Below are 14,797 nucleotides of genomic sequence, written 5' to 3'. Positions count from 1 at the left end.
GGAGCTCGACAAAACCCTAGGATTGAAGATCTGCGTCGGCCAGACGTCCCAGGATCAGCGCGATCCGCAGCGTGAACGCGGAGCGCACATCGGAAGGTGACCAACCGGTGACGTCAGTCACACGTCGGAGCCGGTAGCGCACGGTGTTGGGATGCACAAAGAGCATCCGGGCCGCCCCTTCGAGGCTGCTCGCCTGCTCCAGGTAGACACTCAGCGTCTCCAGGAGCGCGGAACCCGCCTCCTCCAGCGGTCTGTAGATCTCCTCCACCAGCTGCTCACGGGCCGCCGGATCCCCCGCCATCGCGCGCTCCGGCAGCAGATCGTCCGCGAGGACCGGCCGCGGGGCGTCCTGCCAGGCGGCGGAAGCCTTGAGTCCGGCGGCCGCGGCCTGCGCGGAGCGGGTCGCGGCGAGCAGGTCGGGCACGATCGGACCCGCCACCACGGGACCGGCGGCGTACGGCCCGATCAAGGACTTCGCCACATGCAGCGGATTGTCGTTGCCGCCCGCGATGACGACCAGGCGGGTACCGAGGACACCGGTCAGGACCTGCAGCTTCGCGTGCCGGGCGGCGCGGCGGATGGCCTCGACGGTGAGCTCGCTGTCGCCGTCGGGGGCGGTGCCGAGCACCACGCAGACATGGTCGGGGGAGTTCCAGCCGAGCGCGGCGGCGCGCGACACGGCGCCCTCGTCGGCCTCCCCGGAAAGCACCGCGTTGACGACCAGGGACTCCAGGCGGGCGTCCCAGGCACCGCGTGCCTCGGCGGCCTGGGCGTACACCTGCGCGGTGGCGAAGGCGATCTCGCGGGCGTAGACGAGCAGGGCCTCCCGGAGCACGGACTCGTCGCCGGGCGCCGCGACCTCGTCGATCGCGGACTCCATCACCTCGATCGTCGTACGCACCATCTCCACGGTCTGGCGCAGGGTGATCGCCCTGGTCAGCTCGCGGGGAGCGGTGCCGAAGACATCGGTGGAGATGGCCTGGGGCGCGTCCGGGTGCCGGAACCACTCGGTGAACGCGGCGATACCGGCCTGCGCGACCAGACCGATCCAGGAGCGGTTCTCCGGCGGCATCGCCCGGTACCAGGACAGCGTCTCGTCCATCCGCGCGATGGCCTGCGCCGCGAGGCTCCCTGACGACTTCTCCAGCCGCTTCAGGGTCGCGGTGTGGGCGTGGGCGGACCGGCGGGCGTCCTGGCCGGACTCCGGGCCGGATTCCCGGCGGGACTCCTGATGGGCTTCGTTCGCTGAGGGTTCGGGCACGGGACAAGACTGCCTTATCGGGGCGGGGACGTGCGGTGCCGGGGCTACGGTGGGGTGCGTGATTGATGTACGGCGCTCCGGCGACCGGTACCGCGGCGGGGAGACCGCGGCCGGCATCGAGTCCTGCCACGCCTTCTCCTTCGGGCCTCACTACGACCCCGACAACCTCCGCTTCGGCGCGGTCCTGGCCTGCAACGAAGAGCGCCTCGCACCCGGCGCGGGCTTCGACGAACACCCGCACAGCCACACCGAGATCGTGACCTGGGTCGTCGAGGGCGAGCTCACCCACCGGGACTCGGCGGGCCACGCGTCACTGGTCCGCCCCGGCGACGTGCAGCACCTGTCCGCCGCGGGCGGCGTCCGCCATGTGGAACGCAATGACGGCGCGACCCCGCTCGTCTTCGTCCAGATGTGGCTGGCCCCCCTCGCCCCCGGCGGCGACCCGTCCTACGAAGTGGTCCGCGGCATCGCCGACTCGACGCCGTACGCGGTGCCCGGCGCGGGGGCGCTGCTCCATGTGCGGCGCCCGGCGGCGGGCGAGCGGTTCGCGGTCCCGGCCGCGCCGTTCGTGTACGTCCATGTGGTGCGCGGCGAACTCGCCCTGGCCGGGGCGGAGTTGGGGACGGGCGACTCCGCGCGGATCACCGATGAGCCGGGCCTGGAGGGCGTGGCGTCGGGCAGGACGGAAGTGCTGATCTGGGAGATGCTGAGCGCCCCTTAGGGGTTGGGGGTCAGGGGCGCGGGTGGCCGAGGCGGCCGGTCAGCCGCGAAGCTCGGAGAGCACCGCGTCCGTGAACGGCGGCCACACCTCGACGGCCCACGGCCCGAAGGGCCGGTCGGTGAGCGCGACGCACGCCGCCCCCGCGTCCGGATCGATCCACAGGAACGTGCCCGCCTGCCCGAAGTGCCCGAACGTCCGGGGCGAGGACGAAATCCCGGTCCAGTGCGGGGACTTGCCGTCCCGGATCTCGAACCCGAGCCCCCAGTCGTTCGGATTCTGGTGCCCGTACCCCGGCAGGACACCCTTCAGCCCCGGGTACGTCACCGTCATCGCCGCCGCCACGGTCCGCGCGTCGAGCAGCCGGGGGGCCTGCACCTCCGCGGCGAACCTGACCAGGTCGTCGACCGTGGACACGCCGTCCTTGGCGGGCGACCCGTCACCCTCCAGCGCGGTCGCGGTCATGCCGAGCGGCTCAAGCACCGCCTGCCGCAGATACTCCCCGAAGGGAATGTCCGTCGCCTTGGCGATGTGGTCGCCCAGCACCTCGAAGCCCGCGTTCGAGTACAGCCGCCGCGTGCCCGGCGCCGACGTCACCCGGTGCTCGTCGAACGCGAGGCCGCTGGTGTGCGCCAGCAGATGCCGCACCGTCGACCCCTCGGGCCCGGCCGGCTCGTCGAGCTCGACCGCCCCCTCTTCGTACGCGACGAGGGCCGCGTACGCCGCGAGGGGCTTGGTGACCGAGGCGAGGGCGAACCGCCGGTCCGTGGGGCCGTGCGTCCCGACGACACTGCCGTCCGCACGGACGACGGCCGCGGCAGCGGTGGGGACCGGCCAGTTCTCGATCAACGCAAGGCTCTGCATGTCTGTGAGCCTAAGGGCCCTACAGGGTGAGCCGCATCGAGGGGTCGGGCTTGCGCACGAAGCCGAGGGAGACGTACAGCGGCTCCGCCTCCGGTGACGCGTTGAGGTCCGCGCCGGCCGCCCCCTGCTCGCGGAACCAGTCGAGCAGCGCCTCCATGCAGGCCCGCGCGTATCCCTTGCGCCGCTGGTCGGGGTCGGTGGCCACACTGAAGACCTGGCCGACCCGGCCGTGCGGGTTGTCCGCCCGCCCGATCCGGTACTCGACCGTCCCGACGACCAGCGCCGCGAGTCCGCCCGGCCGCTCCGGGTGGTCGACGACGAACGCCGCGAAGTTCCCCTCGGGCTCCCCGAGGCGGCGCCGCACGATCGGCACGGACTCGGCGTGCCAACTGGTGTCGGAGGGACCGGTGTCGGATCCGCTCCCCGAGCGGGCCGCGAAGACCGAATCGAACATCACCTGCCGCAGCCTGAGCAGTTCCTCGGCATCCTCTGGCGTCGCACGACGTACAAGACTCATGCCCGGGACCGTAATGACCAGGGGATGGGACGTCTCCCGAATTTCCTCCGCGGCCGCCGGTCTCCGCCGATTCCCGCTTGCTTGGAGTGCACTCCAGGGTTCTAGCGTGAGGGTCATGACGGTGATGGAGACCAGGAGCGCACCAGCAGGACCGAACGGTGAGGACCGCTACACGATCAGCGAAGTCGCCGCCCGTACCGGCCTCAGCGCCTACACCCTGCGCTGGTACGAGCGGATCGGCCTGATGCCGCACATCGACCGCTCCCACACGGGCCAGCGCCGCTACAGCGGCCGCGACCTGGACTGGCTCGCCTTCGTCGGCAAGCTGCGCCTGACCGGGATGCCCGTGGCGGACATGGTCCGGTACGCGGAGCTGGTGCGGGAGGGCGAACACACCTTCCCCGAGCGCCAGGAGCTCCTGGAGAGCACCCGGCGCGACGTCCGCGCCCGCATCGCGGAGCTGCAGGACACCCTCGCCGTCCTCGACTACAAGATCGACACATACGCGGGCGCCCGGCGGGCGTCGGAAAGGCCCTGAACACGATGACGGACATGAACATCACGAAGGTGCGACTCGGCGGCGACGGGCCGGAGGTCGGCGTCCAGGGCCTCGGCTGCATGGGCATGAGCTTCGCCTACGGCCCCACGGACACCGGCGAGGCCAGGGCCACCCTGGACCGCGCCCTGGAGCTCGGCGTCACCCTCTACGACACCGCCGACGTCTACGGCATGGGCGAGAACGAGAAGTTCCTGGCGCCCTTCGTCAGGGCACACCGCGACGAGATCGTCCTCGCCACCAAGTTCGCCCTGGCCATCGACCCGGCCGAGCCGACGAAGCGGCGCATCGACAACTCCCCGGAGTACATCCGCGCCAGCATCGACGCCAGCCTGCGCCGCCTGGAGACGGACGTCGTCGACCTCTACTACATGCACCGCCGCGACCCGGACGTGCCCATCGAGGAGACGGTCGGCGCGCTGTCCGAGCTGGTCGCCGCGGGCAAGGTCAAGCACATCGGCCTGAGCGAGGTCACCGGCGCCGAGCTGCGCGCGGCGCACGCCGTCCACCCCATCGCCGCGGTCCAGTCGGAGTGGTCGCTCTTCAGCCGCGACATCGAGCGGAGCGTGGTCCCCACGGCCGCCGAGCTGGGCGTGGCCCTCGTGCCGTACTCCCCGCTCGGCCGCGGCTTCCTCACCGGCTCCTTCACCCACGCGGACAAGGAACTCGGCGAGCACGACTTCCGCCGCCAACAGCCTCGCTTCACCGGCACCAACGCCACCGCCAACGCCGCGCTCCTGGCCCCGGTCCGTGCCGTCGCCGACGCCCACGGAGCGAGCCTCGGGCAGATCGCCCTGGCCTGGGTGCAGCAGCAGGCCACGGTCCACGGCCTCCCCGTCGTCCCGATCCCCGGCACCCGCAGGCCCGCCCGCGTCGAGGAGAACACCGCGGCCACCCGCATCACCCTCACCGACGACGACCTCGCCCTGCTGAACCCGATCGCCGCCGACGTCGCGGGCAACCGCTACGCCGACATGACCTTCACCTCGGCGGGCCGGGAGTAGCCGGGAGCGGCCGGGGGAGGCCGCCCGGTCAGAGCTCCGCCAGCAGCTCGGCCTTCTTCGCCGTGAACTCGTCGTCCGTGAGCAGACCGGCCCGGTGCAGCTCGCCGAGGTGCCGGATGCGGTCCGCGATGTCCGCCGGATCGCGGCGCACGGCCCGCACCGCGGGCGCGCCCGCGCCGACGCCGTCGGGCAGCAGGGCCGGGCTCGCCGCGCGGACCGCGGCGAGGACCGACGCGGCGAACGGCAGCGACTCGTGGACCGGGCCGTAGCCGAGGCCGAAGACGACGGCCGCCGGGTCCTGGTCGGGCTGCCCGGGCTGCTGGACCGGGGTCTCGCGGCGCAGCAGCCGCAGATGGCCCTCGAAGACTTCCGGGGAGCGCCATTCGATGCCGCTCAGGTCCGTGACGGGGAAGCTCTGGTCCCCGGCCTTCCACTTCGCCGACGACGCGCCCGTCCAGAACCAGCGGAAGGCCACCAGCTTGCCGTCGAAGGACGCCTTCCCGTCGTACGCCTTGAACTGCAGGGGCGCCTCGGGGGCCGCCACCAGGAAGCGGTCCGCGGGCTCACCGCCGTCCGGTGCGAGCCGCTCCCGGAGCTCGTCCGCGTAGTACTCGGCGAGCGTCTCCCGCTCCGCGGGAAGCACCAGGCGGTACGGGTCGCTGCCGTCCTTGAGCTGGCCCGCCGCGGCCTCCATCAGAGGATCGGCGCCCGGTCTCGGCACGGCATGCAGCACCACGGTCCCGCGTTTGCCGGGGGAGAGCGTCACCGCCGCGATCGCCTCATGGGGGATGCGCCGTTCACCGAGAGCCTGGAAGAGCTTCGGTGTGCGGATCCCCCGTTCGAAGCGGATGACCACGGAGTCGGACTCGAACTCCCAGGCGGCATGAAATCCGGCCAGAACATCACCCATGCGGCTCATCGTAGGCGGCACGAGCGCCTCCGTCCCTCCTGCGGCGGGCCGCTGTTTCGTCGATTTCTACGCGCGTCAGGCCGCTGCCGCGCCGGAAAAACCCTTCCGGCAGGCGTCGTCGTCGCTCGCGCACCGCACCGAGCGGTACGCGCCGGTGCCGATTTCCGCGAAGTTGCGGAGGCTCTCCGTGCCCGGCTCGAAATAGCCGGTGTGGCCCTGTGCGCCGGCCGCGGAGAGCACGCGCGCGCCGAAGCCGACGGCCACCGGGTCGGCGCCGTGGCCGAGCCCGCCGATCTCCATGTTCGGCACATCCTGGATCCAGTCGTCGCCGTCCCTGGTGGCCCAGATCCGGGCCTTCGTGCCCAGGTGCGAAGCCGAGTCGGCGCGCATGCCCGGGCTGCCGGCCACCGCGATGTCCGTGACCCGCGGGGGCAGCTTCCGCGCGGCCACACCGCACACCACGGAGCCGTAGCTGTGGCAGTACAGCGCGACCGGAGTGCGGCCGGGGAGGCCGCGCACCAGGGAGTCGAGGCGCGTGGCCCCGTCCTCGGCGCGCATCGCCGTCGCCGCGTCCACGCCGATCCCGACGGGCGCGGTGTAGTCGGCCCAGGCGATCACGGCGGTACGTGCGCCGGGGTCCACCGCGCGCTCCTCGCGGTAGAGCGCCTTGGCCATGCCCACCGGCGCCGAGTACTTGCGGAACGTCCGTTCGAAGGTGAGTACGTTGGTGTCGACGCCGGGCACGACCACCGACACACGGCGGGCCTTGTCCAGGTCTCCGAAGACCTCGGCCATGCGTCCGGAGCCCATGGGATCGAAGGCGAGCACCTGGCGTCCCGGCCGCATCATCACCCCGAACCGCTTCATCCTGCGCTCGGCCTCCTGCTTCCCCAGCGGGGAGAGGCGGTTGTCGCGCATGCGCTGACGCTCGACCTTGCGGGCCTGCCCCAGTGCGATGCGGTTGGCGCGGTAGCGGAGATCGGCGGGCGCGCCGTTCATGTTGCCGACCGCGAGCGGGTAGCGGGCGGCGAGCCGGTTGCGCTGCTGCACGTCGAGCGAGGCGAAGAAGTGGGCGAGCCGGCCTGCGGGGCCGTCCGCGTCGGGCAGCGCGCGTCCGCTGATGCTGCCCTTCTCCCAGGCGGTGAGTGCGGCCTCCAGGGGCGACGCGTCGCCTCTGTTGTGGCGCACGGCGGTCCAGCCGGTGGTCGCGAGCATGACGAACACCACGGCGAGCGCGAGCAGAGCGCGCCAGGCGTTGAGTTGAGGGGATGAGTCGAAGGAAGTCACTACGGAACACCCTAGGAGAATCGTGATGTTTACCGTGCATCGCGTGAGGCAGATCACGTTTCCGTAGGGGTAATTGAGGCAAAACCGACACGCCGAGCGACCCGGTGTGCATGGGTGGCTGCTCAACGTAGGGGCGGCTCCCGCTGGTTGGACGCCCGGCGCGGCGGCCGGTCGAGCGGCCTCAGGGGGTGCGCCACTCCTCGGCAAGGGCGGGCCCCAGGTGGTCGAGGTACGTCTCCGTGAGAACGCGGATCGACTCCGGACTGGTGTCCTCGCCCGCACCCCACAGTCGCCCCGTCACGCGCATGACGCCGCTGAAGGCGGCCACCGCCACGCGCGGGCGCGGGTCGCGGTCCACGTCGAGGCCCTCGCGCTCGGCGATCACGCGGGCGATCTCGTCCTCCATCTCGATGGAGCGGCGCAGATGGACGGCGAGCAGGGCGGGTGTCGACTCGATCATCTGGTAGGTCCGCATGTGGAGTTCGACCGGGACGACCTCCTCGATGGACTGGCCCATCGCCTCCCAGGCGCCCAGTACGGCACCGCGCAGCGCCACCAGCGGGGCCTCGTGGGCGGGGCGGTCGCGCAGGGCCCGGACGAAGCGCGCCTCCACCATCTCCTGGACCGCGAAGGCGGCTTCCTGCTTGTTGGCGAAGTAGCGGAAGAACGTGCGCTGGGAGACGTCGACGGCCTCGGCGATCTCGTCGACGGTCGTCTCCTCGTACCCCTTGGTGGTGAAGAGTTCGAGCGCCACGCGCAGCAGGGCGTCCCGGGTGCGCTGCTTCTTGCGCTCGCGCAACCCCGGCCTGGTCGCTTGCTGCGTCATCTTCACACCATCGTCCTCTTTCCGGCCGTTTGCCCAGTTCACCTTACCTGTGAGGCACGTGACAGTTACCGACTAGTGAAATGGTTTGTCAACTGTCAGAGGCTGTCACTAGCCTCGAACGCATGACTAGTCAGACCACCGTCGACAAGGCGGACGAGGCGCCGGAGCCCGCCTCCGTTCCGGCCCCGGCCAAGGGGCTCCGCGGCCACCCCTGGCTGACGCTCTTCGCCGTCGCGATCGGCGTGATGATGGTCGCCCTGGACGGCACCATCGTGGCGATCGCCAACCCGGCCATCCAGAAGGACCTCGGCGCCACCTTCGCCGAGGTGCAGTGGATCACCAACGGCTACTTCCTCGCCCTCGCCGTGGCGCTGATCACCGCGGGCAAGCTGGGCGACCGCTTCGGCCACCGCCAGACCTTCCTCATAGGCGTGGTGGGCTTCGCCGCCGCTTCGGGGGCCATCGGCCTCTCCGACACCATCCCGCTGGTCGTCGCCTTCCGCGTGCTCCAGGGGCTCTTCGGCGCCCTGCTCATGCCCGCCGCGCTCGGGCTGCTCCGGGCGACGTTCCCGGCCGAGAAGCTCAACATGGCCATCGGCATCTGGGGCATGGTGATCGGCGCCTCCACGGCCGGCGGCCCGATCCTCGGCGGCCTTCTCGTCCAGCACGTCAGCTGGCAGTCCGTCTTCTTCATCAACGTGCCGGTCGGCATCATCGCTGTAGTGCTCGGCGTGGTCATCCTCAAGGACCACCGGGCCGAGAACGCGCCGAAGTCCTTCGACGTCGTCGGCATCGCGCTGCTGTCCGCGGCCATGTTCTGCCTGGTCTGGGCGCTCATCAAGGCCCCGGAGTGGGGCTGGGGCTCCGGCATGACCTGGACCTTCATCGGCGCCTCCGTACTGAGCTTCGCGCTCTTCGCGGCCTGGGAGTCGAAGGTCGAGGAACCGCTCATCCCGCTGGGCCTGTTCCGCTCGGTGCCGCTCTCCGCGGGCGTGGTCCTGATGGTGCTCATGGCCATCGCCTTCATGGGCGGCCTCTTCTTCGTCACCTTCTACTTGCAGAACGTGCACGGGATGAGCCCCGTCGACAGCGGTCTGCACCTGTTGCCGCTCACCGGCATGATGATCATCGGCTCGCCGCTGGCGGGCGCGATGATCACCAAGGTGGGCCCGCGCGTCCCGCTGGCCGGCGGCATGCTCTGCACCGCCGTCGCGATGTACGGCATGTCCACGCTGGAGGCGGGCACGGGCAGCGGCCTCATGTCGATCTGGTTCGCGCTCCTCGGCCTCGGCCTCGCCCCGGTGATGGTCGGCGCGACGGAGGTCATCGTGGGCAACGCGCCGATGGAGCTCTCCGGCGTCGCCGGCGGCCTCCAGCAGGCCGCGATGCAGATCGGCGGCAGCCTCGGCACGGCCGTCCTCGGCGCCGTCATGGCGTCGAAGGTCGACAGCGACCTGCCCGAGAACTGGGCCGAGGCGAAGCTTCCGCCGCTCAGCGAGGCCCAGCTCGACAAGGCCGCCGAGGCCGTCCAGGTCGGTGTGGCACCGGTGCCGCCGAAGGCTCCGCCGTCGGTCGCCGACCAGATCACCTCGGTCGCCCACGACACGTTCATGTCGGGCATGGGCCTGGCCTGCCTGGTCGCCACCGGAGTCGCCGCGGCCGCGGTGTTCGTCGCGTTCCTGACCAAGCGCGGCGTCAACGCCGAGGCGGGCGCGGGCGTGGGCCACATCTGACGCCCGGGTCGCCGACGCATCGGGGAAAGCCCCTCAGGGAGAACCTGGGGGGCTTTCGCCTATCAGGGTGACGCACATTCGTACCCCTTCCGACGGCCGGGCCGGCGGGTCCACAGTGCAGACAGAAGATCCGCACAGCACACGGGGGTTGCCACACATGCGTACGACCATGCTCACGACCGTCACGGCAGCCGCACTCGCCGCGGTCGTCCTCACGCCCACGCACGCCGGGGCCGCCGCCCCACCGACACTGCGCGGCTGCGGTGCCGGCGAGCTCTGCCTCTGGGAGAAGGCGGGCTTCCACGGCACCCGCCATGCGTACGAACTGGCGGACATCGACATCGAGAGCTGCACCGCGCTGCCGGAGGGGAGCAGCGCGGAGGCCGTCGCCAACCGCACGGGGCGGCCCGTGACGGTCTACCAGTCGGCGGAGTGCGCCGAGACCGGCGAGTTCAACACCTATCCGGGCAGCGGCACCTGGGCCCCCGAATCCCCTTACCGCGTAAGGGCTTTCAAGGTCTGGGAGAGCTGAACGGGGGTACTCGCGAAGACACCACGCGCAAGCGCCCCGGCTCACGCGGCCGTACGTGGTCGCGGAGTCGGCCGGATCGCGCGACGCTCACCGGACGGGAGGCCCCGGCTGTGCGCCGGGCTTCCCCGCTCCGGGCCGCGGCACGGCACCCGTCGGCCCGGCACTCACCTGAGGCTCCGCACCCGACAGAGCCGTCACCTGCGCCCGCAGCGCCCGCACCTCGGCCGTCAACGCCTCGATCGCGGCTGTCTGACGCCGCTCCTCGGCATCGTCCTTCTCGAAACGGGCGATGAACCACGCCGCGATGTTCGCGGTGACGACACCAAGAAGGGCGATGCCCGACAGCATGAGACCGACCGCGAGCACCCTGCCGAGGCCCGTCGTCGGCGCGTGATCTCCGTAGCCGACGGTGGTCATCGTGGTGAAGGACCACCACACCGCGTCGCCGAGCGTCTTGATGTTCCCGCCCGGAGCGTCCCGCTCCACGGAGAGCACCGCCAGGGAACCGAACATCAACAGGCCCACCACCGAGCCCACGACATACGTCGTCAGCCTGATCTGCGAAGCCATCCGGGCCCGCCGGCCGACGAGAGTCAGGGTGGCGACGAGCCGCAGCAACCGCAGCGGCTGAATCATCGGAAGGAGAACGGCACACAGGTCCAGCCAGTGGGTGCGCGCGAACCGTCCGCGGTGCTCGGCGAGGAGCAGCCGCACCACGTAGTCGACGGCGAACGCGCCCCAGACGAACCACTCCACCATCGAACAGGTCTTCGTCACGGCCCGGTCGGCGTCGGGCACCACGATCGGCACGGCGTAGGCGACGGCGAACGCCACCGCGAGCGCGAGGAGCGGGCGTTGGGTGCGCCGCTCCCAGCGGATCTGTGCGGGTTGCGCCGGTTCTTCCTTCATGGGCGCATCGTAGAAAACGCCGGAGGACGGCGGGACCGTACCCCGCCGCCCTTCGGATGGAGCGCTGTGCGTCCGGGAGTGCTACGCGTCGCCCCCGGCCGCGCCCGGGTCGGCGGCCGTGACGTCGAGGAGCTGGTAGCGGTCGATCGCCTGCTTCAGGACGGAGCGGTCGACCTTGCCCTCACGGGCCAGCTCGGTCAGCACGCCGACCACGATCGACTGCGCGTCGATGTGGAAGTAGCGGCGGGCCGCACCGCGGGTGTCGGCGAAGCCGAAGCCGTCCGCGCCCAGCGACTGGTACGTGCCGGGCACCCAGCGGGAGATCTGGTCGGGGACGCTCCGCATCCAGTCGGAGACGGCCACGAACGGGCCTTCGGCGCCGGACAGCTTCTGTGTGACGTAGGGGACGCGCTGCTCCTCGTCGGGGTGCAGGAAGTTGTGGCGCTCCACGTCCACGGCCTCGCGGCGCAGTTCGTTCCAGGAGGTCGCCGACCAGACGTCCGCCTTCACGTTCCACTCCGCGGCGAGGATCTGCTGGGCCTCGACCGCCCACGGAACCGCGACGCCGGACGCGATGATCTGCGCCGGAATGGCGCCCTGGTCACCGGTCTTGAAGCGGTAGATGCCCTTGAGAATGCCGTCGACGTCCACGTCGGCGGGCTCGGCCGGGTGCTGGATCGGCTCGTTGTAGACCGTGAGGTAGTAGAAGACGTCCTCGCTTTCGGGGCCGTACATCCGGCGCAGGCCGTCCCTGACGATGTGCGCGATCTCGTAGCCGAAGGCGGGGTCGTAGGCGACGCAGCCGGGGTTCGTGGAGGCGAGCAGCTGCGAGTGGCCGTCCGCGTGCTGCAGGCCCTCGCCGGTCAGGGTCGTGCGGCCAGCGGTCGCGCCGAGGACGAAACCGCGCGCGAGCTGGTCGGCCATCTGCCAGAACTGGTCGCCGGTGCGCTGGAAACCGAACATCGAGTAGAAGACGTAGACCGGGATCAGCGGCTCGCCGTGGGTGGCGTAGGCCGAACCGGCGGCGATGAGGGACGCCGTGCAGCCCGCCTCCGAGATGCCGTCGTGCAGCATCTGGCCCGTCGGGGACTCCTTGTACGCGAGCAGGAGTTCGCGGTCCACGGCCTCGTACTGCTGGCCGAGCGGGTTGTAGATCTTCGCGCTCGGGAAGAACGCGTCCATGCCGAAGGTGCGGTACTCGTCGGGGGCGATCAGCACGAAGCGCTTGCCGATCTCCTTGTCCCGCATGAGGTCCTTCAGGATGCGGACGAACGCCATGGTGGTGGCGATCGACTGCTGGCCCGAGCCCTTCTTCGCGGCCGCGTACGCCTTGTCGTCGGGGAGCTGGAGGGGCTTGGCGCGCACGACGCGGGTGGGGACGTACCCGCCGAGGCCCTTGCGGCGGTCGTGCATGTACTGGATCTCTTCGGAGTCCCGGCCCGGGTGGTAGTACGGCGGGGCGCCGTCCTCCAGCTGCTTGTCCGTGATCGGGATGTGCAGGCGGTCGCGGAAGCCCTTGAGGTCGTCGACCGTCAGCTTCTTCATCTGGTGCGTGGCGTTGCGGCCCTCGAAGTTCGGGCCGAGGGTCCAGCCCTTGACCGTCTGGGCGAGGATCACCGTCGGCTGGCCCTTGTGCGCCTTGGCCGCCGAGAACGCCGCGAAGATCTTCTTGTGGTCGTGACCGCCGCGGCCCAGGTGCAGGATCTGGTCGTCGGTCATGTTCTCGACCATGGCGCGCAGCCGGTGGTCGTCGCCGAAGAAGTGGTCGCGGATGTACGCGCCGGTCTCGGTGGCGTACGTCTGGAACTGGCCGTCGGGCGTCGTGTTCAGCTTGTTGACCAGGATGCCGTCGCGGTCCTGCGCGAGCAGCGGGTCCCAGCTGCGGTCCCAGACCAGCTTGATGACGTTCCAGCCGGCGCCGCGGAACTGCGACTCCAGCTCCTGGATGATCTTGCCGTTGCCGCGCACCGGGCCGTCCAGGCGCTGCAGGTTGCAGTTGACGACGAAGGTGAGGTTGTCCAGGCCCTCACGGGCGGCGATGGAGAGCTGGCCGAGCGACTCCGGCTCGTCCATCTCGCCGTCGCCGAGGAACGCCCAGACGTGCGACTTGGAGGTGTCCGCGATGGAGCGCGCCTCCATGTAGCGGTTCATCCGGGCCTGGAAGATCGCGCCGAGCGGGCCGAGGCCCATGGACACGGTCGGGAACTCCCAGAAGTCCGGCATCAGACGCGGGTGCGGATACGAAGAGAGGCCGTTGGGCGCCTTGGACTTCTCCTGGCGGAACGCGTCGAGCTGCGGCTCGGTGAGCCGGTCGAGGAGGAAGGCGCGGGCGTAGATACCGGGGGAGGCGTGCCCCTGGAAGAAGATCTGGTCGCCGCCGTCGCCCTCGTCCTTGCCGCGGAAGAAGTGGTTGAAGCCCACGTCGTAGAGCGAGGCGGAGGAGGCGAAGGTGGCGATGTGGCCGCCGACGCCGATGCCGGGGCGCTGGGCGCGGGAGACCATCACCGCGGCGTTCCAGCGGGTCGCGTTCAGGATCTTGCGCTCGACTTCCTCGTTGCCGGGGAAGAAGGGCTCGTCCTTGGTGGCGATCGTGTTCACATAGTCCGTGCTGCGCATCTCGGGCACGGCGACGCGCTTTTCGCGCGCACGTTCGATCAACCGGAGCATCAGGTAGCGGGCCCGCTCACGGCCGCGTTCGTCGACCGCGGCGTCGAGGGAGTCGAGCCACTCCTGGGTCTCTTCGGGATCGAAGTCCGGGACCTGACTCGGCAGGCCGCCAATGATGATCGGGTTGCGATCGGATCCGGAAGCCACGCTGTTCCTTCGCTGTTGGGGCTCTCGCCTGCGGTGTGCCTGGCCGTGCACCGTTTCCCATCGTGTACCTCGCGGACGCAAACGTCATGTCTACCGATTGGTAACCGAGACGCTGATCCGGCCACCCTGGGGTAGGCTCGGCCCAAATCGCAACGATACGCCCAACGCGTCAAGCCGCTTCGCAGAGCCGTTCGGCCTCGTACAGGTGTGGCGGCAGTTGCGGCGACACGGTCGGGAACATCACCGTTTCGGCGGTCTCGGCGGCCGGGTACTTGCGCGATCCGTCCCGCCCGTGTGGACTACGGCCAACGCCCCGCGCACGCGCGTGGCTGACAGGCATTCCCAAAAACATGATCAGGAGGCAATCCGTGAGCGCGACCGCGGACCACGCGGAGACGAACCTTGCCGTAAGGCTTGGTTTCCAGCCCGACCAGGTGGTCCAGGAGATCGGCTACGACGACGACGTCGATCAGGAGCTCCGCGAGGTCATCGAAGAGACCATTGGCTCCGAGCTCGTCGACGAGGACTACGACGACGTGGCCGATGCCGTGGTGCTCTGGTTCCGTGAGGACGACGGGGACCTGACCGATGCGCTGGTGGATGCCATCGCCTACATCGAGGAAGGCGGCGCGATCCTGCTGCTGACTCCGAAGACCGGTCGTGACGGGTACGTCGAGCCGAGCGAGATCGGCGAGGCGGCCACCACAGCGGGCCTCTCCGCGACCAAGAGCATCAACGCCGGCAAGGACTGGAACGGCAGCCGGCTGCTCACCCCCAAGGGCGCCGCCAAGAAGCGCTAGAGCGCCAGGCCCCAGTGGGACCGCAGAGTGGCACCGCAGAACGACCGTGAGGCCCCCGCCGACGAC

14 protein-coding genes are annotated in these 14,797 nt (G+C 70.6%); 6 read left to right on the top strand and 8 right to left on the bottom strand.

Going from position 1 to position 14,797, the window contains the following annotated elements:
* Positions 1 to 16: 16 nt before the first annotated feature.
* Positions 17 to 1,156, bottom strand: a complete 1,140-nt coding sequence (fasR, locus tag AB0H82_RS30100) for a fatty acid biosynthesis transcriptional regulator FasR (protein WP_362998357.1) — start codon at positions 1,154 to 1,156, stop codon at positions 17 to 19.
* A 163-nt stretch (positions 1,157 to 1,319) separates the two neighbouring features.
* Here fasR and AB0H82_RS30095 point away from each other — a divergent pair, with 163 nt between their 5' ends.
* Positions 1,320 to 1,982 carry a pirin family protein gene (locus AB0H82_RS30095; protein ID WP_362998250.1) on the top strand — a complete coding sequence of 221 codons (663 nt, stop codon included), beginning with the start codon at positions 1,320 to 1,322 and terminating at the stop codon, positions 1,980 to 1,982.
* Positions 1,983 to 2,021: 39 nt separating this feature from the next.
* Here AB0H82_RS30095 and AB0H82_RS30090 read toward each other — a convergent pair whose 3' ends face one another.
* Both AB0H82_RS30090 and AB0H82_RS30085 read right to left on the bottom strand, forming a co-directional pair.
* Positions 2,022 to 2,843, bottom strand: a complete 822-nt coding sequence (locus AB0H82_RS30090; protein WP_362998248.1) for a serine hydrolase domain-containing protein — start codon at positions 2,841 to 2,843, stop codon at positions 2,022 to 2,024.
* Positions 2,844 to 2,862: 19 nt separating this feature from the next.
* Entirely contained in the window at positions 2,863 to 3,360 is a 498-nt protein-coding gene (locus tag AB0H82_RS30085; RefSeq protein ID WP_362998246.1) for a GNAT family N-acetyltransferase, read from the bottom strand.
* A 115-nt stretch (positions 3,361 to 3,475) separates the two neighbouring features.
* Here AB0H82_RS30085 and AB0H82_RS30080 point away from each other — a divergent pair, with 115 nt between their 5' ends.
* Both AB0H82_RS30080 and AB0H82_RS30075 read left to right on the top strand, forming a co-directional pair.
* Positions 3,476 to 3,898, top strand: coding sequence for a MerR family transcriptional regulator (locus tag AB0H82_RS30080; protein ID WP_362998244.1), 423 nt, complete (start codon positions 3,476 to 3,478; stop codon positions 3,896 to 3,898).
* A gap of 5 nt (positions 3,899 to 3,903) precedes the next feature.
* Positions 3,904 to 4,920, top strand: a complete 1,017-nt coding sequence (locus AB0H82_RS30075; protein WP_362998242.1) for an aldo/keto reductase — start codon at positions 3,904 to 3,906, stop codon at positions 4,918 to 4,920.
* Between the two features lie 28 nt (positions 4,921 to 4,948).
* Here the strand turns inward: AB0H82_RS30075 and AB0H82_RS30070 are convergent, their stop codons facing one another.
* From AB0H82_RS30070 to AB0H82_RS30060, 3 genes are all read right to left on the bottom strand, one after another.
* Entirely contained in the window at positions 4,949 to 5,830 is an 882-nt protein-coding gene (locus AB0H82_RS30070; RefSeq protein ID WP_362998240.1) for a DUF4429 domain-containing protein, read from the bottom strand.
* Positions 5,831 to 5,905: 75 nt separating this feature from the next.
* Positions 5,906 to 7,117, bottom strand: a complete 1,212-nt coding sequence (locus AB0H82_RS30065) for an alpha/beta hydrolase (RefSeq protein ID WP_362998238.1) — start codon at positions 7,115 to 7,117, stop codon at positions 5,906 to 5,908.
* A 181-nt stretch (positions 7,118 to 7,298) separates the two neighbouring features.
* Positions 7,299 to 7,943, bottom strand: a complete 645-nt coding sequence (locus AB0H82_RS30060) for a TetR family transcriptional regulator (protein WP_362998236.1) — start codon at positions 7,941 to 7,943, stop codon at positions 7,299 to 7,301.
* Positions 7,944 to 8,065: 122 nt separating this feature from the next.
* On the opposite strand from AB0H82_RS30060, the gene AB0H82_RS30055 reads away from it, so the two are divergent.
* Complete coding sequence (locus AB0H82_RS30055) at positions 8,066 to 9,676, top strand: MFS transporter (protein ID WP_362998234.1); 1,611 nt, start codon at positions 8,066 to 8,068, stop codon at positions 9,674 to 9,676.
* 157 nt (positions 9,677 to 9,833) lie between these two features.
* A complete protein-coding gene (locus AB0H82_RS30050) occupies positions 9,834 to 10,208 on the top strand; it encodes a peptidase inhibitor family I36 protein (protein ID WP_362998232.1) in 375 nt (124 codons plus the stop codon).
* Positions 10,209 to 10,295: 87 nt separating this feature from the next.
* Here the strand turns inward: AB0H82_RS30050 and AB0H82_RS30045 are convergent, their stop codons facing one another.
* On the bottom strand, positions 10,296 to 11,117 hold the full coding sequence (locus AB0H82_RS30045) for an ion channel (protein ID WP_362998230.1): 822 nt from the start codon (positions 11,115 to 11,117) through the stop codon (positions 10,296 to 10,298).
* Between the two features lie 81 nt (positions 11,118 to 11,198).
* A complete protein-coding gene (gene aceE / locus AB0H82_RS30040) occupies positions 11,199 to 13,931 on the bottom strand; it encodes a pyruvate dehydrogenase (acetyl-transferring), homodimeric type (RefSeq protein ID WP_362998228.1) in 2,733 nt (910 codons plus the stop codon).
* A gap of 368 nt (positions 13,932 to 14,299) precedes the next feature.
* Between aceE and AB0H82_RS30035 the strand changes: the two genes are divergently transcribed.
* Positions 14,300 to 14,731 (top strand): DUF3052 domain-containing protein, encoded by a 432-nt coding sequence (locus AB0H82_RS30035; protein ID WP_362998226.1) that lies wholly within the window; start codon positions 14,300 to 14,302, stop codon positions 14,729 to 14,731.
* The last annotated feature ends 66 nt before the right edge of the window (positions 14,732 to 14,797 follow it).

The sequence above is a fragment of the Streptomyces sp. NPDC050732 genome (assembly GCF_040654255.1).
Taxonomy (GTDB): domain Bacteria; phylum Actinomycetota; class Actinomycetes; order Streptomycetales; family Streptomycetaceae; genus Streptomyces.
This window is presented reverse-complemented; position numbering and strand designations above follow the sequence as displayed.